General features: G+C 68.8%; 19 protein-coding genes, 1 tRNA gene and 4 pseudogenes. 11 read left to right on the top strand and 13 right to left on the bottom strand.

The genetic code is table 11. The annotated features are described in order from the left end of the window. Window positions 1-242: 242 nt before the first annotated feature. The 3 genes from ACIRU3_RS45485 to ACIRU3_RS45475 form a co-directional block, all read right to left on the bottom strand. Window positions 243-671 carry a VOC family protein gene (locus tag ACIRU3_RS45485; protein ID WP_404070006.1) on the bottom strand — a complete coding sequence of 143 codons (429 nt, stop codon included), beginning with the start codon at window positions 669-671 and terminating at the stop codon, window positions 243-245. A gap of 260 nt (window positions 672-931) precedes the next feature. Continuing rightward, the gene (locus tag ACIRU3_RS45480; protein WP_404070008.1) at window positions 932-1,480 is read right to left on the bottom strand and encodes an IS5 family transposase; all 549 of its coding nucleotides are present in this window, start codon (window positions 1,478-1,480) and stop codon (window positions 932-934) included. Window positions 1,481-1,506: 26 nt separating this feature from the next. Next, entirely contained in the window at window positions 1,507-2,775 is a 1,269-nt protein-coding gene (locus ACIRU3_RS45475; RefSeq protein WP_404070004.1) for an MFS transporter, read from the bottom strand. Between the two features lie 133 nt (window positions 2,776-2,908). Between ACIRU3_RS45475 and ACIRU3_RS45470 the strand changes: the two genes are divergently transcribed. Further along, window positions 2,909-3,844: a LysR family transcriptional regulator gene (locus ACIRU3_RS45470; RefSeq protein ID WP_404070002.1), complete on the top strand. Its 936-nt coding sequence runs from the start codon at window positions 2,909-2,911 to the stop codon at window positions 3,842-3,844. A 466-nt stretch (window positions 3,845-4,310) separates the two neighbouring features. Here ACIRU3_RS45470 and ACIRU3_RS45465 read toward each other — a convergent pair. Both ACIRU3_RS45465 and ACIRU3_RS45460 read right to left on the bottom strand, forming a co-directional pair. After that, window positions 4,311-4,408: pseudogene (locus ACIRU3_RS45465) on the bottom strand. Between the two features lie 258 nt (window positions 4,409-4,666). After that, on the bottom strand, window positions 4,667-5,413 hold the full coding sequence (locus ACIRU3_RS45460; protein ID WP_404070000.1) for a hypothetical protein: 747 nt from the start codon (window positions 5,411-5,413) through the stop codon (window positions 4,667-4,669). Between the two features lie 669 nt (window positions 5,414-6,082). On the opposite strand from ACIRU3_RS45460, the gene ACIRU3_RS45455 reads away from it, so the two are divergent. Continuing rightward, window positions 6,083-6,553 (top strand): DIP1984 family protein, encoded by a 471-nt coding sequence (locus tag ACIRU3_RS45455; RefSeq protein WP_404069998.1) that lies wholly within the window; start codon window positions 6,083-6,085, stop codon window positions 6,551-6,553. Between the two features lie 464 nt (window positions 6,554-7,017). On the opposite strand, the gene ACIRU3_RS45450 is transcribed toward ACIRU3_RS45455, so the two are convergent. Further along, entirely contained in the window at window positions 7,018-8,058 is a 1,041-nt protein-coding gene (locus tag ACIRU3_RS45450; RefSeq protein WP_404069996.1) for a vWA domain-containing protein, read from the bottom strand. A gap of 295 nt (window positions 8,059-8,353) precedes the next feature. Between ACIRU3_RS45450 and ACIRU3_RS45445 the strand changes: the two genes are divergently transcribed. Continuing rightward, window positions 8,354-9,229, top strand: a complete 876-nt coding sequence (locus tag ACIRU3_RS45445; protein ID WP_404069995.1) for a PhzF family phenazine biosynthesis protein — start codon at window positions 8,354-8,356, stop codon at window positions 9,227-9,229. 108 nt (window positions 9,230-9,337) lie between these two features. Here the strand turns inward: ACIRU3_RS45445 and ACIRU3_RS45440 are convergent, their stop codons facing one another. After that, window positions 9,338-9,823: a hypothetical protein gene (locus ACIRU3_RS45440; RefSeq protein WP_404069993.1), complete on the bottom strand. Its 486-nt coding sequence runs from the start codon at window positions 9,821-9,823 to the stop codon at window positions 9,338-9,340. 380 nt (window positions 9,824-10,203) lie between these two features. Here ACIRU3_RS45440 and ACIRU3_RS45435 point away from each other — a divergent pair, with 380 nt between their 5' ends. Further along, the gene (locus ACIRU3_RS45435) at window positions 10,204-11,244 is read left to right on the top strand and encodes a Gfo/Idh/MocA family protein (protein ID WP_404069991.1); all 1,041 of its coding nucleotides are present in this window, start codon (window positions 10,204-10,206) and stop codon (window positions 11,242-11,244) included. Window positions 11,245-11,317: 73 nt separating this feature from the next. On the opposite strand, the gene ACIRU3_RS45430 is transcribed toward ACIRU3_RS45435, so the two are convergent. Continuing rightward, window positions 11,318-12,475, bottom strand: coding sequence for an RNA-guided endonuclease InsQ/TnpB family protein (locus ACIRU3_RS45430; RefSeq protein WP_404069989.1), 1,158 nt, complete (start codon window positions 12,473-12,475; stop codon window positions 11,318-11,320). A gap of 595 nt (window positions 12,476-13,070) precedes the next feature. Between ACIRU3_RS45430 and ACIRU3_RS45425 the strand changes: the two genes are divergently transcribed. Beyond that, window positions 13,071-13,997 carry a S8 family peptidase gene (locus tag ACIRU3_RS45425; RefSeq protein WP_404069987.1) on the top strand — a complete coding sequence of 309 codons (927 nt, stop codon included), beginning with the start codon at window positions 13,071-13,073 and terminating at the stop codon, window positions 13,995-13,997. 549 nt (window positions 13,998-14,546) lie between these two features. After that, complete coding sequence (locus tag ACIRU3_RS45420; protein ID WP_404069985.1) at window positions 14,547-14,774, top strand: DUF6480 family protein; 228 nt, start codon at window positions 14,547-14,549, stop codon at window positions 14,772-14,774. A gap of 149 nt (window positions 14,775-14,923) precedes the next feature. Here the strand turns inward: ACIRU3_RS45420 and ACIRU3_RS45415 are convergent. The 3 genes from ACIRU3_RS45415 to ACIRU3_RS45405 form a co-directional block, all read right to left on the bottom strand. Further along, window positions 14,924-15,000: transfer RNA gene (locus ACIRU3_RS45415), tRNA-Met, on the bottom strand. Between the two features lie 213 nt (window positions 15,001-15,213). After that, the gene (locus ACIRU3_RS45410) at window positions 15,214-16,323 is read right to left on the bottom strand and encodes a sugar ABC transporter substrate-binding protein (protein WP_404069983.1); all 1,110 of its coding nucleotides are present in this window, start codon (window positions 16,321-16,323) and stop codon (window positions 15,214-15,216) included. Window positions 16,324-16,679: 356 nt separating this feature from the next. Then, entirely contained in the window at window positions 16,680-17,123 is a 444-nt protein-coding gene (locus tag ACIRU3_RS45405) for a MarR family winged helix-turn-helix transcriptional regulator (protein WP_404069981.1), read from the bottom strand. Between the two features lie 114 nt (window positions 17,124-17,237). On the opposite strand from ACIRU3_RS45405, the pseudogene ACIRU3_RS45400 reads away from it, so the two are divergent. Then, window positions 17,238-17,644, top strand: a pseudogene (locus ACIRU3_RS45400) (nuclear transport factor 2 family protein). A 195-nt stretch (window positions 17,645-17,839) separates the two neighbouring features. Continuing rightward, the gene (locus ACIRU3_RS45395; protein ID WP_404069979.1) at window positions 17,840-18,379 is read left to right on the top strand and encodes an ATP-binding protein; all 540 of its coding nucleotides are present in this window, start codon (window positions 17,840-17,842) and stop codon (window positions 18,377-18,379) included. A 93-nt stretch (window positions 18,380-18,472) separates the two neighbouring features. Here the strand turns inward: ACIRU3_RS45395 and tnpA are convergent. After that, window positions 18,473-18,758 (bottom strand): annotated as a pseudogene (gene tnpA / locus ACIRU3_RS45390) (IS200/IS605 family transposase); the annotation flags it as partial. A 51-nt stretch (window positions 18,759-18,809) separates the two neighbouring features. Between tnpA and ACIRU3_RS45385 the strand changes: the two are divergent. The 3 genes and pseudogenes from ACIRU3_RS45385 to ACIRU3_RS45375 all read left to right on the top strand — a co-directional run. Continuing rightward, window positions 18,810-19,010, top strand: coding sequence for a helix-turn-helix domain-containing protein (locus ACIRU3_RS45385; protein ID WP_404069977.1), 201 nt, complete (start codon window positions 18,810-18,812; stop codon window positions 19,008-19,010). Then, the gene (locus tag ACIRU3_RS45380) at window positions 18,919-19,170 is read left to right on the top strand and encodes an ATP-binding protein (protein WP_404069975.1); all 252 of its coding nucleotides are present in this window, start codon (window positions 18,919-18,921) and stop codon (window positions 19,168-19,170) included. Before ACIRU3_RS45385 ends, ACIRU3_RS45380 begins: the two co-directional genes overlap by 92 nt. Window positions 19,171-20,678: 1,508 nt before the next feature. Beyond that, window positions 20,679-21,057 (top strand): annotated as a pseudogene (locus ACIRU3_RS45375) (helix-turn-helix domain-containing protein); the annotation flags it as partial. Here ACIRU3_RS45375 and ACIRU3_RS45370 read toward each other — a convergent pair. After that, the gene (locus tag ACIRU3_RS45370) at window positions 21,006-21,257 is read right to left on the bottom strand and encodes a hypothetical protein (RefSeq protein ID WP_404070010.1); all 252 of its coding nucleotides are present in this window, start codon (window positions 21,255-21,257) and stop codon (window positions 21,006-21,008) included. The pseudogene ACIRU3_RS45375 and the gene ACIRU3_RS45370 overlap by 52 nt on opposite strands. Between the last annotated feature and the right edge of the window lie 681 nt (window positions 21,258-21,938).

Raw genomic sequence — 21,938 nt, 5'->3', positions numbered from 1 at the left:
CCACGGCTTCGGCCGAGCCACCCCGCACCCCCAAATCATCGAGCTCGGAGTGATCCAACCACCTCGAAGATCATTTCGTTAGGGGTTCTTAGGCGAACACGGACCATCCGGCATCGTGCACGGACTTGGCCAGGCGCGTACGGGCGAGTCCCTTGACCGCCAGGTCCTCTCCTGGTCCCGGGCGTGAGCCCCGGAGACCAGGAGGATTGGAGAACTGCCGGCGGGGCCCGATAGGCCGTCGGTCAGGGGCGGACGTAGGGCCGGGTCATGATCTCCATGTTGTGGCCGTCCGGATCGTCAAAGTACGCGCCGCGACCGCCGAACAGGCGGTTGATTTGACCGAGCTCGGTGTGGCTGGGATCGGCGTAGTAGGTGACCCCGACCGCTTCCAGACGGGCGATCATGTTGTCGAACTGCTCATCCGGCACGAGAAACGCGTAGTGCTGCGACTGGACCGGCTCGTCATGCTTCTCGTAGTAGTCGAGCGTCACGCCGTTGCCGAGGTCGACGGGGAGAAACGGCCCGAACGGAGCGCCGACCTTCAATCCCAGTATCACGGCCAGGAACTCGGCCGACAGCTGCCGGTCTCTGGCGTAGACAGCGGTGTGGTTCAACTGGACCGAGGTCTGCGACAGCTCGGGTTCGTTCTGGTACTGCTGTTCGTTCGGCATGTGGACTGTGTGTCTCCGGGGCTTGGGATTCGCTGGGACGGGCGCCGCATGCGGGCGCCGAGCAGGAAGACTCGGAGAGGGGGGCGGGGCTCTTGCCCGCCTCGTGCTCACGCCGAGGCCGGGAACCTCACTCGTGCATGGCCCATGGCCGACCCGGCAGTCACCCGACGGACTTTAGTGATCATCGCGGGCTGAGACAACGTCGTTCCTCGGTTGTGCTCCCGGCAAAGGTCCGATTCCGCTGGATTCCGTCTCTTCGTTCAACAGCGGAGCCAAATCAAGAGGGCGGCGGCGGTGACTGTGCCGAGGTAGACGTATCCGCGCCTGTCGTAGCGAGTGGCCACGGCTCTGAACTGCTTCAGCTTGCCGACGGCCCGCTCCACCGTGTTGCGGTCTTTGTAGCGGTTCTTGTCGAAGCCCGGCGCCCGCCCGCCGCGTGACCCTCTGCGCAGGCGGGCTGCCTTGTGGTCCTTCTTCTCGGGGATCACGTGCCGGATGCCGGGCCTGCGGAGGTAGGTGCGGATCTTGCGGTTGCTGTACGCCTTGTCGGCACCGACGCTGTCCGGGGTGCGGCGCGGGCGACCAGGTCCCCGACGGAGGACCCGGATCTTGTCCATGACCGGCTCGAACTGAGTACAGTCCGCCCGCTGACCCGGCGTGATGACCAGGGACAACGGACGGTAGCGGCCCTCTGTAGCAATGTGAATCCTGGTGGTCAGCCCGCCGCGGGAGCAGCCGAGCGCCTCGCCTGCCGCACCGCCTCCTCCGGCAGGAGCTGCAGGGTGATGGGCGGGCGCACGTGAACTGATCTTCGTGGCGCCCCTTTTGCGGTCCGTCAGGGGCGGCTCGGTGCCGGCTCCGGCTCGCGGAGCTGCGCTGCCGGGCGGCGGGGGAGCAGCAGCGGGGTCGCCAGCAGGAGCATCCCGGCCAGGCCGATGGCCGTACGCGGGCCGAGCAGAGCGCCCAGCACGCCCCACAGGGCCGTCAGGAGCGCGGTCGAGGCCTTGGTCGTCACCGCCCAGGCGGACAGTGTGCGGGCGACCCGGTCGGTCGAGGTGCGTTCGAGGCGGCAGGTGGTGCAGACGGGGTTGAAGACCCCGCAGCAGAAAATGAGTCCGAGCTCGACGCCGATCACCAGCAGCAGCCCTTCGGTGCCCGGCCCCACGAAGGCCAGGCCGACGGGCCAGAGCGCGCGTAGCGCCCCGGACACGACGAGGACCCGGTGCTGTCCGAACCGGGTGACGAGCGGCCGGGCCAGCCGCGAACCGAGCAGCCCGCCGATCGAGGGCGCGGCGAAGGCGAGGCCGTACTGCCACGGCGCGAAGGCGAGCCGGCCCAGCATCAGGACGGTCAGCAGCGGCTGGGCGGCCATCACCAGGCCGTTGAACAGGGCGGTGTTGAAGAACAGCGGACGCAGCGTCGCGTCGGCGAGGATGAACCGCCAGCCGTCGAGCAGGTCCCCGGCCCGCATGCGCGCGGCCTCCGGCCGCCCGGGCCGTGGCTCGTGCCCGCCCGTCGCGCGGATGCCCAGGGCCGAGAGCAGGTAGCTGACCGCGTCGGCCACCACCGTCGCCACCGGACCGAGGAGCCCGATCGCCGCGCCGCCCAGCGGCGGCCCGATGATCGTGGTCGTCCAGGCCGTGGACTCGAATCGGGCGTTCGCGACGAGCAGGTCCTGGGCCGGCAGCAGCGTCTTCAGGTACGCGCCGGAGGCGGTGCGGAAGGTGATGTCGGCCGCCGCGACGACAACCGAGACCAGCAGGAGCTGAAGGAAGGTGAGCACGCCGAGCGCGAACGCGGCGGGGATCGTCAGCAGCGCCGCGAACCGCACCAGGTCCATCGCGATCAGCACCGGCCGCTTGCGGCGGAACTCCACCCACGGGCCGAGCGGCACCGCCACGGCCGCGCCCACCGCGGCCCCCACCGAGGCGAGCGCGGCGACCCGGGCCGGTCCGGCATGCAGCACCCGGACGGCGATCAGCGGGAACGCACCGAAGGCGAGCCACGTGCCGAGCGCGCTGGTCGCATACGCTCCCCACAGCCACCCGAACTGCCGCCCCAGCCGGTGTCCGAGCAGATCTCCCAGCCGGTGCCCGCTCCTCATACCCGACGCCCCTCGCCACTCGCCCGCACAACCGATCCGAGACCAGAAGCATCAAAGCGAGCACCACAACCAGGGATCAAACAACCACAGAGCCATCAGCCACAACCAACGGTTGTGGCCCTAGGGTATCGGCATGGACCTCGACACCGTCCGCACCTTCGTCGCCGCCGCCGACGCGGGACAGTTCCAGGAAGCCGCCGCCGAGCTGGCGGTCACCCAGCAGGCTGTCTCCAAGCGCATCGCCGCCCTCGAGCGCACCCTCGGCGTCCGGCTGTTCACCCGCACCCCGCGCGGCGCCGAGCTCACCATCGACGGGCAGGCATTTTTGCCCCACGCCCGCGAGCTGCTGCGCGTCGCCGAGCGCGCGGTCGCGTCCGTGCGCACCGGCCACCGCCCGCTGCGCGTCGACGTGCTCAACTCGCGCGGCGCGGCATCGGGCCTGATGCGCGGCTTCCACCGCGCGCACCCCGACATCGACCTCGACGTGCTGATGCTGTTCGACATCGAGACGGCCATCGCCGCCATCCGCTCCGGTGCGATCGACGCGTCCTTCCGCGCCGTCGCCGCACCCGGCCGGCTCCTTCCCGAGGACATCGGGTCCGTCCGGGTGCTCGACGAGCCGCTCCAACTCCTCACCGGCCCCGCCCACGCACTGGCGGGCGCCCGCTCGGTGACCCTCGCCCAGCTCGCCGGGCACCGGATCTGGATGCCCGGCATCGTCCCCGGCACCGAGTGGGCCGCCTACTACGACGACCTCGTCGCCGAGTTCGCCCTCACCATCGAGGCGACCGGCCCCAACTTCGGCTCCGACGCACTCCTCGACACCGTCGCCGACACCCCGGCCCTGGCCACCTTCATGGGCGAGCACACCCGGCTCGTCTGGCCCGCCGACCACGGCCTGCGCCGCATCCCGGTGACCGACCCGACGCCCGTCTACCCGCACTCGCTCCTCTGGCACCGCGACAACCCCCACCCGGCACTGGCCACCCTGCGCACCCACCTCGCCACCACCGCGACCGGCCACGACGCCGCCGGGACCTGGACGCCGGGCTGGGTGCTTCCCCGCTGAAGGCCGCCACGCCTTCTGCTCCAGCCGGCCGCGCACTGGCATTCGCCGGCCTCGGAGGACGATCGGACGGAGGATGAACGGACGGAGGATGAACGGACGGGCGACGGCCCGGTGGCAGGCCGCGACGGACAGCCCAAGGGGGCAAGCATGTCGCCCGGGCATGAGCAGCCCACCCGCCTGCCTGGCGCGCAGCGACGGCCCCCGAGGAACTCCTCGAGCGACCCGATGGACGTCCGCGAACTTCCGCGAACTTCTGTGGACCTCCGTGTCGGGCAAGACCCCCTCACCCAGGCCGCCGATCGCATGGCACGACTTCCCGGGCCGGCGTGGGATCCCTCGGCTGAAGTCCCGGTGGGCGCTCAGCGACCGAGTCCACCTGCCGCAAGATCCGCACATCGGCACGGCGTTCCCCGGGCGCGGCGTTCCCCGGGCAGGGCGGCTTCCCGGCTGTGCGGGGTGCTTCGCGTGGCGGAGAGGGCAGGATTCGAACCTGCGTGGGCCCCGGGGGGCCCGACCGTGAGGCGTGCTCGCTGGTCCCCGATCAACCACTCCGGGCACCTCTCCCTGTTCCCGGCCCCGGGTGGTGTCCCGCGCCGTTCACATGGACAAGATTGGCAGAGCCGTCTGACAGGGAACTGATGTGTACCTGACGCGCCCAGCAGAACCCTGGTGCGGCTGAGCGCTGCAGCCGTCCGTCCAGCCAAGCCGGTGCTCAGGCTGTCACCCGCCGGGGCCCAGCGGCCGACGGCCCTGACGAGGGCCGGACGCCGACTTCGTCCGGAGCAAAGCCCGCCCGCGGCACGCACCGACCCGGACGCTCCGTCAGGTCTCCGGCAGCACGAGCCAGATCTCGGAGAAGGACAGGCCGTGCTCGCGACTCACCACCCCGCAGGGGCAGCCCAGCGTGGCCCGGCGCCAGTCGCAGGTCACCGTCCACGGGCCGTCCTTGTCGCCGCACGCCGGGCAGCCGACGGTTTCGGCTGCCCATACCCCCGGCGCGGGTCTGCTGTAGCGGCGGAATCTGCCCGCGTATCGGGCCTGCCACGGTTCAACCGGCGGTGTCAGCGAGACGGTTCCGGGCGCGCCGGTCGCGGCGAGGGCAGTGAACAGTGCGGTCAGGCCGGGGAGCAGTGCCTCGCCCGCCGCGGTCGGCGGCGCCGCGCCGTGCGTTGTCCCCGGCACGGTTCCATACCTCGGTGCCGCGGCCGCCGCGGGGGGATTCGGGGCACCGTGCCAGGGCAGCAGGGCGCGGGCGACGGCGGCCAGGAGGGCGGCGGCAGCCGGGCTGACAGCACCGGCGTCGAGGTGATGGACGGCAGTGCGGAGTATGCGTTGAAGCCGTCTGTCCCGGTCCGTCGCCCGGGCCCTCACCGCTGTGCCCTGCCGCGCCGGGAGCGGGGCGGCGAGGCGGGCAAGGACGGCCGCGGCCGCCCCGGCGTCCGCCGAGGACAGACGCCACTCGCCTGCGCCGAGGAGCTGCCGGGCCCGCCCGGACTCCGCAGTGAGCGCGCGCGTCAACAGGGGCAGAGGGCCCGGCACTGCTGCCGGCCGGCCGTGCACGCCTGCCATGGGATCCCTCTTCTCACTCACGTCGAGCACGAGGGCGTACTCGACGTCGGGCAGATCAGTCGTGCCTGCCTGGCGATTCTTGCAGGTCGCGACCGTTCCGGTTCTCTCTGGGACGGGGCTGTCAACGACCCAGGGGTCACCTCCGGTGCTCATCCGGGCCAGGAGCGCCAACGACCCTGGCAGCAAGAAGTCCAACACGGCCGCGGAGGGACCTGTCTGGGCAGTTTGCCCCGTCATCGCCCGGGCGGCATAGGGGTGTTGCCCCCGGCCCAAGGAAGGGACGGGCCGGCCGTTCACGCGCAGACTGCCGGCGAATGCCTGGTGATGCCGTTGTCCTCCCGCCGCACGCTGAGTTGCGCGCCGCCGGCAGACACGGCAGACACGGGCGCACCGGCGGGCAGCCGGACCATACGGCTGCGAGTCGTTCCCGGACGCTGCACCGGCGCCCTGCGCGGGAACCCAGGACGCCCAACTGCCCTGCCGGCCACTGTCGTTCACGCGCGAAGCGCGACGCATGGCGGCCGTGAACCCTTCCAGTTCACACGGAGCTGCTGATCATTCTCCTTCCCGTGCCTGGTCAGGGCTCCGGCGGAGCAAAAACCAGGTGCGTATGAGCCGGTTTGCGCTCGTATACTCGTGCGAGCTCATGAAGGACGGGAGGTGGAGACAGTGAAGCTTGCCGAGGCACTGGCAGAACGTGCGGAGGCGACGCGTCGTGCAGAGCAGCTGCGAGCGCGCGTCGTCAGCAGCGCGCGGTACCAGGAGGGTGAGACACCCCCTGAGAACGCAGCTCAGCTGTTGGCCGAGGCCGGTGAGGTGCTGGACACCCTCGAAACGCTGATCCGGCGGATTAACCGGACCAATGCCACCGTGGAGATGGGTCCGGACGGCACGCTCACCGATGCACTCGCGCGCCGGGACGTCCTGCGGTTGCGTCACTCTGTGGTCACCGCGGCAGCGGACGCGGCAGCGGGTACGGGCGATCGCGGATACGGCCGGCAGCTTCGATCTGAGCTGATGATGCTCTCCGCGCTTCCGGTCGCGGAACTGCGCGCCAAGGCCGATGCGCTCGCCCGGGAGATCCGGGAGGTCGATGTGCGGATCCAGCGGGCGAACTGGGAGGTCGATCTGCTGGAGTGACCACTCCGGCAGGAGGTCAGGACGATGGGGAGCAGGTAGCTGCTTCGGAGGCGTGCACACACCGAGGGCCGGCGGTTTTCCGGTCCACTCCTGGCGCGTGAAGAGCAACGCGGGGGTTCGACTCCCCATCAACAGTGCAGCTCAGCACGGCGTACAGGTAATGGTGCACATCGCACAGCACATCACCACGTGCAGATCCGGGGCGGCGAGGGCGGGCTCGGGGTATCCACATCGCCTCACCATGGAGAACGGCATCCTCCGGCGCACGCCGCCGGCGATTTCGGCTGGAGCGTTCGTGGCGGGGTGAGGCCGGCCGGCGCCGCGGACCGCGCCGGGGAGATCCGCGTGCAGGCGGCGGCCTCAGCAGCGCCTACGCTCATGCCGCGCCCGCAGCCGCCGACTCTGCTGCCGGCGGCGTGCCGGGACGGCGAAGCCGCCGGAACCCCGCCAGGGCTGCCAAGGCGTCAGAGCATCAGCAGGAGCCGCGTGTTCGCCACGAGCTTCCGGTTCACGCTGGTGCTCTGTACGAAGATGGTGAAGCCGTCGTTGTGGTCCGGCTTGACGCGGACTTCCTCGTCCGGCAGGCCGAGCAGGGCTCGGGCCTCGGGCCCCGTGTACACCCGGTCCGTCTTCTTCTCCAGCACCGCGATCTGCTTCTGCGCCTGGACCTTCTCCGACTTGCTCAGCTGGTAGAAGGCACCACCGGTACGGTAGGTGTGCCCGCATTCGATGACCCAGTCCCGTATCCCCGCGTCGCGGGCCACCGGGATCAGCTGGTACTGCGCAGGATCGACCGGGGTGAGGCCGGCCGCCTTGATGGTGTCCTTGTTGACCGCCTCAGCGCCCGTGGAGAACACCGCCCGTGATCCCCGGATGCCCTGGGTGCGGCCCACCATGAACTTCTCGGTGGCCTGCCGGATGACCTGCCCGGCCTCCTCCAGACCCTGTGTGCTCGTGGCGTCCCAGATGGCGATGTTGTCCCTCGGGAAACCGCACTGCATGGCCTCGCGCTTGCCCATCTGGTCGGGCACCAGGACAGCCAGCGTCCAGTTGTCCTCCTGCGTCCTGATCATGTCGGCGACGGCCTCGACCAGTTGACGCGGATCCCGGGCAGGGGCATCCGGGCAGCGATGACTTGCGTTCTCCTGCCCGTCGGTGAGTACGAACGTCAGGAAGCTGTGGTCGCCGTACAGTTGAGCCGTCTGCGCCAGCTCCCGCTGTGACTTCAGCGCGGCCGCCAGCAGAGCCGTCATCCCACCGACCCGGTACAGTTGCTTCAGCGACGGCATCCGCAGCACGTCCTTGTCGTAGATGACGCACTCCACCTGGTCGGCGAAGACGTACACCGTGACACGGGTTTCCTGGTCCAGTTCCCTCGACCGGCGGGCGAGATACGCAATCTGCTGGTCGGCGACGTCGACGACCTTGCGGCTGAGGTGCGACATGGACGAACTGGCATCCAACACAAGAGCAACGTGGTTGATGTAGTTCTGGCTTCCGGACATGACAGCTCCCCCTCTTTTCAACCGACTTGATGCTCCTACCGTCTCACGCACCACTGACAATCGATCTTGGCTCCCGGCCCGGAGCCCGGTGCTTGTCAGCTCGCGCAGGGTACGAAGCCAGGCCACCTTGGCGCGCGGCCATCGTGCCAGCGGGGGCCCGCCCAAGCGCTGCGGCGACTGGACGCCCAGGCGCGAGCCGAGCAGGAGGAGGGCGTGGCCGGCCCGGCGCCCTTCGGTGTCGTCGCGAAGGCCCAGTTCGGGAATGGCTGCGGACCAGCCCCGCGTTGCCACGAGCATGACGACGAACGCGCCACAGCCCGAGGTGTTGCGATACACCGCCTTCTCAAGCGCCCCCGACGGCGGAAACCCCGCCGGCGTCGTTCTGGACGCCACGGCCTTGGCCGACACCGACATGCTGGCTATCGCCGCCGACCTGGGATACTCGGAGTCCGCGTTCCTGACCGCGCCCCCGGAGGGCCTCGGCGGCCAGGAGGGGCGGGCTTACAGCATCCGTTACTTCAGCCCCAAGGCCGAGGTGCCGTTCTGCGGGCACGCCACCGTCGCGACCGCCATCGCGCTCGCCGAGCGGATAGGCCCCGGAGAGCTGGTGTTCGCGACGCGCGCGGGCACCGTGCCGGTGGAGGTGGCCAAGGAGGGCGGGACGGTAAGGGCCACGCTCACCAGCGTCGAGCCGCACATCGAAGAGATCGCCGACGCCGACCTCGATGAGGCACTCGCCGCGCTCGGCTGGCCTGCCTCCGATCTCGACCCGGCCTTCCCTCCCCGTATCGCCTTCGCGGGCGCCCACCATCTCGTTCTCGCGGCAGCGACGCGCGCTCGCCTCGCAGACCTCGCCTACGATTTCACGCGCCTCGAAGCCCTCATGCGCAGCTTGGACCTGACCACGGTCCAGTTGGTCTGGCGGGAGTCGGCCACCGTCTTCCACGTCCGTGACCCCTTCCCCGTCGGCGGCGTCGTCGAGGACCCGGCGACCGGCGCCGCGGCCGCCGCGTTCGGTGCGTACGCCCGTGAGCTCGGCTTGGTCCCCGAGGACGCCGTCCTCACCCTGCACCAGGGCGAGGACCTGGGCCGCCCTGGGGAGCTCACGGTGACGCTGCGCACAGGCGACCAGCACGTCCGCGTCAGCGGCGTGGGAGCTCGCATCAGCTAAAAGGCCAGCCATGATGGCAGCACAGGCACAGAATCTGGTGATCACGCAGCATCGCAACTCCATGATCATCAGGTCCTGTGCCTGCTCTCCTGCGACGATCGTGCCTGCTCACGAACACACAGCCGGGCCCGCAGGGAAAACCGGGCGCAGCCAGGACTCCAGCCGCTTGGTGTCGATCCGGCGGATGCCCGCTGGGGTCTGGCGACCGGCCAACAGCCCAACGGCGCGGAGGGTCTTGCCGTAGTAGGGGTTGTTGCTGCCGAACAGTATGGACGGGGTACCGAACTCGTCGACGACGTCCGTCCACACGCGGTCCTCGCCCGCCCACTGGCGGACCGCGCCCTGCAAGACTGCGTATTCGTCAGGGTCCAGTACACGGTCGGGCTTGAGCCAACCGCGGCAGTGCGCGAACTCGGCATACACCGAGGCGATACCGTACTCGTAATAGCGGTCCGGGATCAGATCGCGGAATGCGCCCGCGACGCCGATGCTGGACCAGGCGCCGCGCTCATCCCAGACACGCTGCTGCTCGGCCAAGGCCTCGGGCCGGCACTCCACGAACAACAAGTGATCCATCAGCATGCGCAAGGCCAACTCCGACTCCCTCTGGAAGGAGTCACCCCACAGTCTCCCGCACATGCCGCCGGATGGCGATCATGGGCCGACGCCCAGCCATGCTCCGCCTGAGCCGGCTCCAGGTCCGCCGCCCACTACCGGCCCACCGCTGACCGCTGTGGCAACGGGCCCCTTCGGACAAGGAGAAGTCCGCCCTGTCATCCCTGCTCGGCACCTGCACCAACTGACCTGTTCCACAACCCTCCTGGCCGCAAGTCCGTCCCGCCCACGACGGGCACGTCATTGCCGGCGCAGGCCGGGTCGTTCACGCGGCCCGGCTGTGACCGAGTGCGGCAGTACAGCACTCGAAACTCAACTCAAGGTCCGCACCACACAGCGCGGCTGGCACACTGATCCCCGTGACCATAGGCCTCAGGGTGGGGCTGCTCGGGGCAGCCGCCATCGCACCGAGCGCCCTGATCAAGCCGGCGCGGCAGACCCCGCGCGTTACCGTGACGGCTGTCGCGGCTCGTGAGCGGGCGCGCGCCGAAGGGTTCGCCCGCAAGCACGGTGTCCCCGTCGTGCACACCAGCTACGACGCCCTGCTGGCCGACCCGCAGGTGGACGCCGTCTATGTGCCTTTGCCCAACGGGCTGCACGCGCAGTGGACCCTGAAGGCCCTCGAGGCCGGCAAACACGTACTGTGCGAGAAGCCCTTCACCGCCAACCGTGCCGAAGCCGAGCACGTCGCCCAGGCCGCCGACACGGCCTTCGCGCGCAGTGGCCTGGTGGTGATGGAGGCCTTCCACTACCGCTACCACCCACTTGCTGCGCGTATGCGAGAGATCGTGGACAGCGGTGAACTCGGTGAACTGCGGCATGTCGAGGCCGAGGTGTGTTTCCCCCTGCCCCGGTTCAGTGACATCCGATACGACTACACACTGGCGGGTGGCGCGACCATGGACGCCGGCTGCTACGCCGTCCACGTCGCCCGGCTCCTGGGCGCAGGCGATCCGACAGTGACAGCGGCACAGATGCAGACACTGCGCAAGGATCCACGCATTGACCGCACGATGAGCGCCGAGCTCGCTTTCCCGGGCGGAGCGACCGGACGGGTCCGCGCATCCATGTGGTCGCGCCGTGTGCTGTCGATCCGGGCCCGGGCGCTCGGGACAGCCGGCGAACTGAACGTGACCAACTTCGTGATGCCACAGCTCTACCACCGGCTCACTGTCCGCGCGCCGCACACCGAAGGCCGCCGCACAGTGCGACGGGAGCGCATGCCGCGCACCCCGTCGAGCTACGCCTGCCAGCTGTCGGCATTCACCTCAGCGGTCCTCGATGGCGGCCCGGTCATCACCTCGGCCAGAGACGCCGTGGCGACCATGGGCGTTCTCGACGACATCTACCGCTTTTGCGGACTACCGCTGCGCGGCGAGACGAAGGAGCAGTCAACTTGACTCGGCCCTGAAGGACCGGGCTTGGAGGTAGAGCCCGACTGGCTGTCGGGGGGTCTCCTCCGTCCGGACACCCCTACGGGGTGGCAGGGACGCGTGACTCACGCCCCGCAGTCCACGCAGCCTCGCCCTTGCGGGCGATGTTGCGGGAAGCGTTCCGGTCTGCGTGGGCAACGACCCCGCAGTTCCGGCAGGTGAACAGGGCCTGGCTTGCCCGGTTCTTCTTGTCGATGTGACCGCACTGGGAGCACTGCTGCGAGGTGCGGGCGGGATCGACGAAGACCACGGGCACGCCGGCCCTGCGGGCCTTGTAGACGATGAAGTCTGCGAGCTGGGCGAAGGCCCAGGAGTGGAGCGCGACCCGTTGGGGCTTGCGGAGCCGTACCCTCTGCCGGATTCCCTTGAGTTCCTCCAGGGAGAGTCCGGTTGAGGTGCGTTCAGCCTCGGTCACGATCGTCTTGGCGATGATGTGGCTGGTGTTCTTGACGTGCCGCTGTTCGCGGCGGGAGCGCTCCTTCAGCCTGCGCTTGGCTGACTTGGTGCGCTTCTTCTGGAGCCTGGCCCGCAGGGCAAGCTGCCGCTTGCGGTACCGGTTCAGGCTGCGCCCGGCGGCCTGGTAGCCGGTGGATGTGGTGGCGATGTTGACGATGCCGAGATCCACGCCGATGAATCCGTCCGGCTCGTACGGTGCGGCCTCGGGTACCTCGCACACGGCGATCAGGTAGAACACGCCGCCGCGCTCGATCAGGTCGGACTCACCCTTGCGGTACTGCTGGAGCGCCGTGAGGGCCTGCGGTGAGCATGCGAACCGCAGGCCCTTGATACGGCCTGCGGTGGTCCAGATGCTCACTGTCTGTGTGTCGTATTGCCAGCTCAGACACCGGTCGTCATACGGCTGTGCGGCCTCGGGGCGGAAGGGGACCGGCTTGGACTCTGCCTTCCGGCGGCGCTTCGCCCCGGGCTTGCCGAGGTTGCCGGCACGCAGGTGTGCGTGCAGCGTGGTGTAGGCGTCCCGCACCTTCTTGATGACGTGCTGCGCGGCCTGCGCGCCGAGGCCCTGTTCCTTGAGACGGGCGTAGGTGTGCTTGCGCAGCTCGTGCTCACGCGGCACGCCGTTGACGAACGCCACAGCGGACACCCAGTTCGCCAGCTCGTTGACCGTGAGCAGGGTCGCCGACAGCGCGGACGCCTGTGCGGCGTCCGGCATCAGCTTGACCTGCGTCACAATCTTCATATCGGCAACCTACAACGGGGAACCGACAGTCCCCGTCCAAGCAGTAACGAAGAGAACTCCGGCGCTTCGCGCCTCCGTTCCGAGGATGCGATTTCTCCCGGGCTTGAAGGCCCGGGGTTCCTCGCAAGATTCCGCTGAAAGTCCGCCCGTCTTTCCGCAACCGCCGGCCTCGGGCCTTGGCGGCTTCCCCCATGTGTCGCAAGCTCACGTGAAGGGGATCCTGCTGCCGCGCCTTCCTGTTTTTTCTCTTTGGCCGATGGCGGGGGCTCCGGGGCGTCGGCAGCAGGTCCCCGCCCCGGGCGCGGCCGGACAGGCTTGCGTCGGGCGCGTGCATCGACCCACCCGCACGCCCCGCCGGAACCGCCTGCCCCCTGTGGTCGTCTTGTGCGCTGATTGTGTACGAAGCAGGGATGCGGGGGGCGTTGTGACGCGGAACGTGACGAAGGCCGGTCTCATTGTGGTGGCCATGGCGACGGTGCTCGGGGCCTCGGCCTGCGGCGGGGAGGCCGGCGCGGCGGCCGGGGGGAGCGGCGGGAAGCTCCCTGCGCACGGGAACGGGGCGTCGTCCGGGTCGGCCCCTGCGTCTGCCGGCAGCGTGGGGACGTTGTCCGGGGCCGCGCGGACCAAGGCGTCGCTCCTCACCCGGCACGTGCCGTGGAACCTGGACATTCTGGATCAGCGGTCGCGGCCGCTGAACGGGAAGTTCACCACCGCCGCCACGGGCAAGGGTGTTCACGTCTATGTGATCGACACCGGGATGGACATCGCCCACAAGGAGTTCGGTGGACGAGCTCACCTCGGTGCCGACTTCGTGGGCCCGAAGGACTCCGGTGACTGCTTCAGCGAGGCGGGAACCGGCCACGGCACGTTCGTCGCGGGCATCATCGGTGGGGCAAAGTACGGGGTGGCGCCCAAGGCGGAACTCGTACGGGTCCAGGGCATCCTGTGCGAGAGCGAGGGCGGCGGCTCCCCGTCGGCGGCCGAGGCGGCCCTGGTGAAGTCGGTCAAGTGGGTCACCGCGCACGCGCAGAAGCCCGCGGTGGTGAACATGTCGCTCAACCTCGACCACCGGTCGTCGGCCCTTGAGTCCGCCGTGAAGAAGATGGTCGACGCGGGGATCCCGACGGTGGTGTCGGCCGGCAACTTCCATGACGACGCATGCAAGCACTCCCCGGCCGGCGTCCCCGGCACGATCGTCGTGGCGGCCTCCACCTCGAACGACCGCCCGTGGAGCGACGGCGGCTCCTACGGATCGGGCTACGGACGGTGCGTGGATCTGTACGCCCCCGGCCAGAAGGTGACCGCCGCCCTCGCCGGCGGCGGTACGACCACGGAGAACGACGGCGCGACCTCCTGGGCCGCGCCGCATGCGACCGGCGTGATCGCGCTGTACCTGTCGGCACACCCCCACGCCACGGCCAACGAGGTCCACGTCTGGCTCGACCGCACGGCCACCCGCGGTGTCGTGCACGGTGTCCGCTCCGACACTCCCAACCGGCTGCTCAACACCGGCGGCCTCTGACCGGCCCCGGCCGCACGGTCACCCGGAGCAGGGGGCGTACGGGACGGGTGGCGTGTACGGGGATCGGGGCGCGCCCAGCCGCGGCCGGTTGCGCGTCGGCCGCGGCCGACGCGCCGGGTTCAGCCGCCCAGCGGGCTTCGGCGACGGCGTTTCCGTGGCGGTCCCTGCCCATACGGTGCCCTCACCGGGCACATCAGTGGCCGTCGGAATCTGAGCGGCTTCGCGGGGAAGGGCCGGGCGTACGGGCTGTTTCTGCGCCGAGTGACCGGGAACCTGGAATATGCCTCCCGTGTCGCGGCGGAGGTGAGGACAGTGACCCGACAACACGGTGACCTGCCGGTCGCCGCCTGCTGTCGCTCGTCGGCCGGGGCTCTCAAGCAAGTCGGCTTTCCGGACGCCGATCGCAGGGCGATCGTGCGGATCCTGGAGGCCCGGCTCGACCAAGTGTGTCCACGCACCCACCGCCTCACGGCACGATCCACCGGCTCGGCAGGCCCACAGCCGACAGGCCCCGGCCTGCCGGGGCGGAGAGCCGAGAGGAGCAAGCACATGACGAGCTATGGTCCCGAGCCGAGACGAACCCCGGGGTTCCAGCGGGGCACCGGGGTACCCCCCGGCGAAACCCCTCCCGCTGAGGGGAGCACCACCGCTGCCATCTCCTACCCGGAGCCCGAGCTGCGCAGGGGGTGGGGGCCTGTGCCGCTCGCCCTGATCATGCTGGTGGTGGCGCTGATCGCGGTCGGGCTGATGGCGATGGCGGTGGCCTTGATGGTCTAGATCCCCAGACCGCTGCGGGCCGTCGATGCCGCTGCCGCTGGGTACGGCGAAGACCCTGGACAGACAGGCTCCGGTGAGTTCACTCCACAGGCCCGGCGCCCGACATGCTTCCGGCCCCCTCGACGTGGATGTCGAGGGGGCCGGTGCGTTGGTAGCGGGGACAGGATTTGAACCTGCGACCTCTGGGTTATGAGCCCAGCGAGCTACCGAGCTGCTCCACCCCGCGTCGGTAGGCCCAGCTTACGTCATGCGCCGGGCAGGAATGACACAGACACGGACACGGACACGGACATGGAGACCGGCCGGGCAGGAGGTGCGCGCGAGGCGCCTGCCGGGGACCCGACAGGCGCAGCCGCGATCGGGCCGGACCTGCACGGAGGCCGGGGTTCTGAACGGCTTGCGGCTGGGTGCGGCCGGCGCGCGCGACGGAGGGCGGGCGCTACTTCAGGCCGGCTGCGTCGCAGGCTGCCTCGTACTTCGGGGTGCAGATGTCCTTGACGGAATAGACGCCGTCGGCGATCACCGTGTTCTTGATGTTGCTCTTCGTGAGAGCGACCACCGGCACGAGCGTCGCGGGGATCTTCTTCTCGGTCGGGCTGTCGACCGTGTCCTGGGTCAGCGCGTCGAACTGGATGTCGCGGCCCTGGACCTTGTACACCGCCATCTGGGCGGCATGGGTGGCCTCGTCCAGGAACGGTTTGTACACGGTCATGTACTGCTCGCCCGAGACGACCCGCTGCACCGCGTCCAGGTTCGCGTCCTGGCCGGTCACCGGCGGAATGGTGGAGGCGCCCGCGTCCTTCAGCGCGTCGATGACGGCGCCCGCCATGCCGTCGTTGGCCGAGTAGACGGCGGCGATGTTGTCGAGGCCGATGTCCTGGACCGCCTTCTTGGTGTTCGCCCTGGCGACCTCCGGTGACCATTTGTCGGTGTCGTACTCCTTGGCGATGTGGACCTTGTTCCGGAGTTCGCTGAGGGCGCCCTCCTTGAACTGCGCGGTGTTCGGATCCGCGGGGTCGCCGTTCATCATGACGATCTTGTCGGTTGCCGCCTTGCTGCCGAGCGCCTCGATGATCGCGCGGCCCTGGACCTCGCCGACGAGTTCGTTGTCGTGGGAGACGTAGGCGTCGATCGGGCCCTGGGCGAGCCGGTCGTAGGCGATGACGGGGATGCCGGCATTCTTCGCTTTTTGGACGTCCGGAGCGATGGTCTTGGCGTCCAGCGCGTCCACCAGAATGATGTCGACCTTCTGGTCCACCATCCGCTGGAACTGCCGGCTCTGGGTGGCCGGGTTCGCTTCGGCGTTGGCGTAGGCGACCTTGCCCTTGCCGTGCGTGAGGGAGACGACCTCCTTCTTGATGATGGGGTAGTCGAAGTTCTCGAAACGTGCCGTGTCCTTGTCGGGCAGGAGCAGCCCCACCGTGATCTTGTCGCCCTTCTTCGGGGATGCGGAGCCGTCGCCCCCGCCGCTGCTGTCGATGACGCCGCACGCGGTGAGGGTGAGGGCCGAAGTGGAGACGGCCAGGAGGGCTGTCGCGATACGGGGCACGGGGGTCCTGCAGGTGGTAGAAGCGCTCACAACAGGTGCCTTCCGAGGGGGAGCGTCATGCGCAGCAATTGATGTGAAGGAAGCAAACGCTCAGGCACCGGGCACGTCAAGACGTCAGGACAATAAGGCCGTTCAGGCGTGCTGCCCGCCCGCCACTCGATGACGCAGCCGGACGGTGTTTCCCCCAGGTCGGGATGAGGCCGCTGGCGGCCGCGCGCACATCGCCGCGTTCGCGGGCCCGGAGCGGCCGGAGCGGCTCGACCGGGGGAGCGGACAACAGGCCGCCGCCGTCCGGGCCTTGGGTCGTCATCGCGCCGGGCGGTGGCGCCGGCAGGCGGATCCGGCCTGTTCGCCCGTCAGGTGAACGGGCCCTCGAGGGTGAAGCGGCGCAGGTGGCGGGCGAAGGTCTCGGCCTCGCCCGGCGGCCAGGACGAGAGGCTCGTCATGATGTGGGCCGCCAGCCGTGCGCGCAGTTCATCCACCGCGAGTTCGCCCTGTTCGGTGAGGACGAGCAGGTGGGCGCGCCGGTCGGCGGGGTCCGGTTCGCGCCGGACCAGGCCGGCGGCTTCCAGCCGGGAGGCCCGGCGGGTGACGCCGGACCGGTCGAGACCGACGTCGGGGGCCAGGTCGGCGGCGCTGCGGGGCCCGCTGCGGGCAAGCGCGCTGATGACGGGGTAGGTCAGTTCGTCCACCGCCTCCTGCATGCCCTCGGTCAGCTTCTTGTGCAGTTTCGCGCGCGTGGTGCGCCGCAGCAGGATGCCCAGCGCGTCGGCGATCTCGTGTCCTACGTCGTTGCTCACCCTCCAAGAATAGCGTGCGCCGCGCACGCATTAGGTGCACTGGAGGCAAAGCGTGCGCGGCGCACGCAATGCCTGGGCCGTCCCTGCTCTTGCCTTCGATAAGGAAGCAGTCCCATGCCCCCTACCGGTATCAAGGCCGCGCTCACCGACCTGATCTTCAACAGCGGCCTCACCGTCCAGCAGGCCGCCGACCGCCACTTCACCCCGGAATACCGCCGGCGCACCGACGGGCAGTGGGACGACCGCGCCGCATTCGCCGAGCACATCACCCACGTACGCGGCCTGTTCGCGGACGGCCGCGTGGAGGTCCACGACGAGCTGTAGACGGCAGCAAGTACGCCGACCGGCACACCGTGCACCTCACGAAGAAGGACGGCTCGACCGTGGCCATGGAGGTGTACGTCTTCGCCGACCTCGCACCCGACGGCCGCTTCAGCCGCATCGAAGAGACCACCCTGATGCTCCAGGGCTCCGACGTCGACCGCACCCCTCGGCAGCCCCCGCTGGGCAGCCTCGTCTGAATCAGCGCGGCGTTGGCCCGTGTGCCGGGTACGGCGCGAGCCGGACCGACGACGAGGCGTTCATGCGACGGCGGGGCTGCGGCCTTCCTGGGACGGACCTCAGTGGCTCTTCGCGGCCGTGGTGACCCCCGACATGACGAACGACGACCGTGATGACCACCGTCACGAAGATGGAGTGGCCTGAGGTGAGCAATCATGAATACCGCCCTGCGGGACGCGTTTTGCGTGCTGAAGCTGTCGGGCATCCAGGAGACCCTGGACGCACGCTTGGCCCAGGCCCACGGCGGCGAGCTCGGACACCTCGAATTCCTGCAGACGCTCTGCCAGGACGAGATCACACGCCGCGAGAGCATCGCCTTCCAACGGAGGATCGCCCGCGCGAAGTTCGAGCGGCAGGTCACCCTGGAGGAGTTCGACTTCACCGCCTCCCCGAAGCTGCCCGCGGCCCAGATCCGCGACCTTGCCGCCCCGCGCTGGCTGCACACCGGCGAGTCCGTCATCCTGTTCGGATCGGTCGGCGTCGGAAAGTTACACGTCGCCCAGGCCCTCGGGTACCTGGCGATCCGGCAAGGCGCGAACGTCCGCTTCGCCAAGACCAGCCGCGTCCTGGCGGACCTGGCCGGCGGCCACGCGGACCGTACCTGGGACCGCCGCCTGCGCGAGCGGCCCGACGTGCTCGTGCTGGACGACTTCGCGATGTGTCATCTGACCGCGGCCCAGGCCGACGACCTTTGAATCTTGGCCGGTGCTCCGGTGTTTACGTCGGGGGTGAGGGCCGTCTCAGAACTGCTCTGACTCGCACGTGAGTACGGGTCTGCAGTGTTCGCGTCAGTTCGCGGGGTGCTTGTGGTTCTCGGTGTACTGCTTCACGACGGTCAGGGGCGCGCCGCCGCAGCTTTCCGGCGAAGTAGGAGCCGGGCCAGAAGGGTCCGCCCCACAGGTGCCGGCGTATGTGCGCGTCGTACTCCTTGCGCAGCAGCCGGGCGGAGATGCCTTTGAGGGAGTTGACCAGCTTGGAGAGCTGGACCTTAGGTGGGTAGTGCACGAGGAGATGTACGTGGTCGTCCTCGCCGTTGAACTGCTTCGGCTCGGCCTCGAAGTCCGTGCAGACCTCGGGGTTCGGGTTCCAGCGTGGTGACATGACCACATATGTATGGTGATCGTTATGCAGCTCAGGTACGGGTTCCGTCTGTACCCGAACGGTCCTCAACACTCCGCGCTGGCCAGGGCGTTCGGGTGCGCTCGGGTGGTCTTCAACGACGCGTTGCGCGTCCGTGAGGACGCCCGCACCGCCGGGCTGCCGTTCGTCACCTCCGCCGATCTTTCCAAGGTCGCTCATCCTGACGAGCAGCAGGGCACCGAGTGATTGGTATCCCCTCTTCCCCAGCCCCGTGGTCGCCGAGTCCCTCCTGGACCGGCTCATCAACACCAGCCATCAGGTGATCATGAACGGCCCCAGCCACAGGCCCGACAAGCGGCCCCGAGGAGAAGGCGCCGACAGGACAAACAGGCCCTCGATCAATTAGGCAAGGAAGAGGGGCAGGGCCTGGGGAATTACGTGCCCGTTCACAAACGGGGACCCCTGCGAGCAGTGGCGGCTGGTGAAGGGTGACGGCTAACTTTAGCCCCCATGTCTATTCCTGGATCGCGGCTGCCTTTCATCTGGGGCCGCCGGGCGATGTTCAGTGCTGCTGGGTGTCGGCTCGACCGTATATCCAATTATGCAACCCAAAGAGCCTATTTGTCACATAATTCTTAGGGTGGGCACGGACCGGTAATCCTTTTAGACTAAATTGGCGTGTCGCGGCGTTCGCGGGAGGTGTGATTTGCAACATTTCAATCTGTCGAGTCTTTCTCAAGAAAGAAGAGGACGTCGTGAGAATGAGGACCCTCGTCCTGCCCTTTGCCGTCTCGGCGGTAATGGCAGGCGCAGTCGCAGGCCAGGCTTGCGCGGCAGATGGAGATGGGCCTGCCACCGGATTCTCTAGCATCGGTGACGGCAACATCATCAACAAGGGGAACGGCAACAGTAATAACGTGCAGATCGGTTCCGGAAACACGGCTGGTGGGCCGACCGTCACTCCGGCGCCCACCACGCAGAGGTTTTTCGGGCCCACGGTTACCGTGCCCGCGGCAGATCCAAATCCTCACCAAGGAACGAGTACCGCCAGTTGCGGGAGTGGGGTGGTCGTCGTGGCGGGCTTTATGGTAAGCAATGTGTCGTTGGTGAGTGCCCAGTTGACCACGACGAGCTTCGGCGTAACGGTTGAGTCGAAAGTCGGCAATCCCCCTTTGCCAGGGGCGGTGCAGGCATTTGTCGATTGTGCCTAGCTGACCTTCAAAGCGGGTGTCGTGATGCCTGACGGTCATGATTCCTGCGGTATGCCATCTGGATGAGGTGTGCCCAGGGCGGAGGGCTGTCCACCGGTCGTGGCTCTTCCGTGAGCGATTGCGGATGGAGATAGCCGAGTTGTTCGTGCATGTGGATGACGGCAGGCACCGCGCGCCAGTCCAAGTGCGCGCAACCGCTGCGGTCATCGACCGCAGCAGCAACCTGCGTGTACCGCCCCGGTGACCCGAAGGTGGCCTGGCGCACCACGACGATCGGGACACTTGTGAGCTCGGGCGGGTCCCATGGCTCGGGCGCAGCGAACAGTCCCGTCCTGTACGTGCCCTGCGCGTAGTGGCACCTTGGAAGGCCTGCGGAGGTCGGCCGGCCCTCGGCCGCAGGCCTTCCGCTCGCCGGAGAGAGGAACGACCGTAGCCTCGGCCCCCGACACGCTGTGGCATCGCTGCGCTCACCTGGACCGCGTCCTGCTGTCCGCTGGTAGACCAAGACCCAGGGCGGCAGACTGATCGACACGAGAACCAGCGAACCTGGGGCATCGACACCACGGTAGGCGAGGGGCTGATAGAGGTCTTCGCGGCCCTAGGTGTACTCGGCCAAGAGGTTGGTGACTCGCGTCGGTAGTTGATCAAGAGGAGACCTCCGGGCGTAGTGGGGATGCCTGTCTTCACACGACCGGAGGTCTTGATGGTTCACGCTAATGCCCGGCTGACCTTTCACGGCAGACGTCTTCTGGTGCGCCGTGTCGTGCACGACCTGCGCCCGGTGGCACACGTGGCCAGGGAGCTGGGGGTGTCGCGTCAGTGCGCGCACCGGTGGGTGGCCCGCTTCCGGGCCGAGGGCTGGGCGGGCCTGCACGACCGTTCCAGCCGCCCCCGCACCTACCCCCGAACACCTCGAGGCCGCAGTGCTCACTGCACGGCGCACCCACCGGCGGGGGCCGGACTTCCTCGCCGCGCAAACCGGCGTCCCCGCACGGACCGTCAGCCGCATCCTGCGCCGCCATCAGATCCCTCACCTGGCATCCTGCGATCCGCTGACCGGACAGCCCATCCGTGCCGAACGCCACAGCCAACGTGCCCAGGCGACGAGCTGACGATAGCCCTCGGCAGTCGTCGGGAAGCTGCGGCTGTCCAATTCGGTCCCGAGCACGGTCACGATGGCGGCCGCGTGGACGTCCTTGTGGGTGTCGACGCCGAGCAAGACCTCCTCCGCAGCGTCGGCCGGAACGTGACACGGGGCAGTGGGCTGCGTGATGCTGGGCACGGTCGCCTGTCTCCTGATCGCCTTGGGAACCGGTGGCCGTCGCTGGGCCGGGGGCGGTCAAGACTGTGACGGTGCCTGTCGCGAAGGCCCCTAATCCTGTGTGAAGACGCTCCCGGAACCCTCGATTGGGTTTCCGGGGCGCGGACGTGACAGACACCTGGATCCCCCCGGGCCTGTGAGGCCTTCTCAAAGAGCGGTGCCGTCACGTGGTGGGTTTCGCGGTGGTCGCGTGGGCGCCGGGCCAAGCCTTGAAAGGCCCCTGGCCCGTTGAGGCCTCCCGATAGAGCAGGCCGCCCGGCGTCTTCGGGTCGCCGCGAAACCCACCGTTGATCGTCGTTCGTTGCCGTCGCGGTGCGAGCCCGCTCCAGGGTGACCTCTTCTTGATCTCCGCGAGCCGTGAGCTCTGGCGCAGACAGGGGCCCCTGGGGTGCGCTGGCGTCGCGAACGGCTACTGAGATGGCGGACCGTCAGAGTCCTGGGATTAGGGCGCCGCGTGACCCGCATGTGCTCGTGACCTGCGAAAACGAGAAAAGTTAGGAGACTGGTTTTGAGTATCTTCTGTGGCATCGACTGGGCCGAGTCACATGTGCGCCACGAGGCGTCTGAAGTCGAGCGGGGGTGAGAGACCTTCGACTCCTGACCGTCGCAGCGGTCGGGTGAAGCTGAGGGCAGCCTGAACCG

The organism is Streptomyces sp. NPDC101151, assembly GCF_044768335.1.
Classification (GTDB): Bacteria; Actinomycetota; Actinomycetes; order Streptomycetales; family Streptomycetaceae; genus Streptomyces.
Note: the sequence above shows the minus strand (reverse complement) of the source record. Positions and strands in the feature narration are given on the sequence as shown.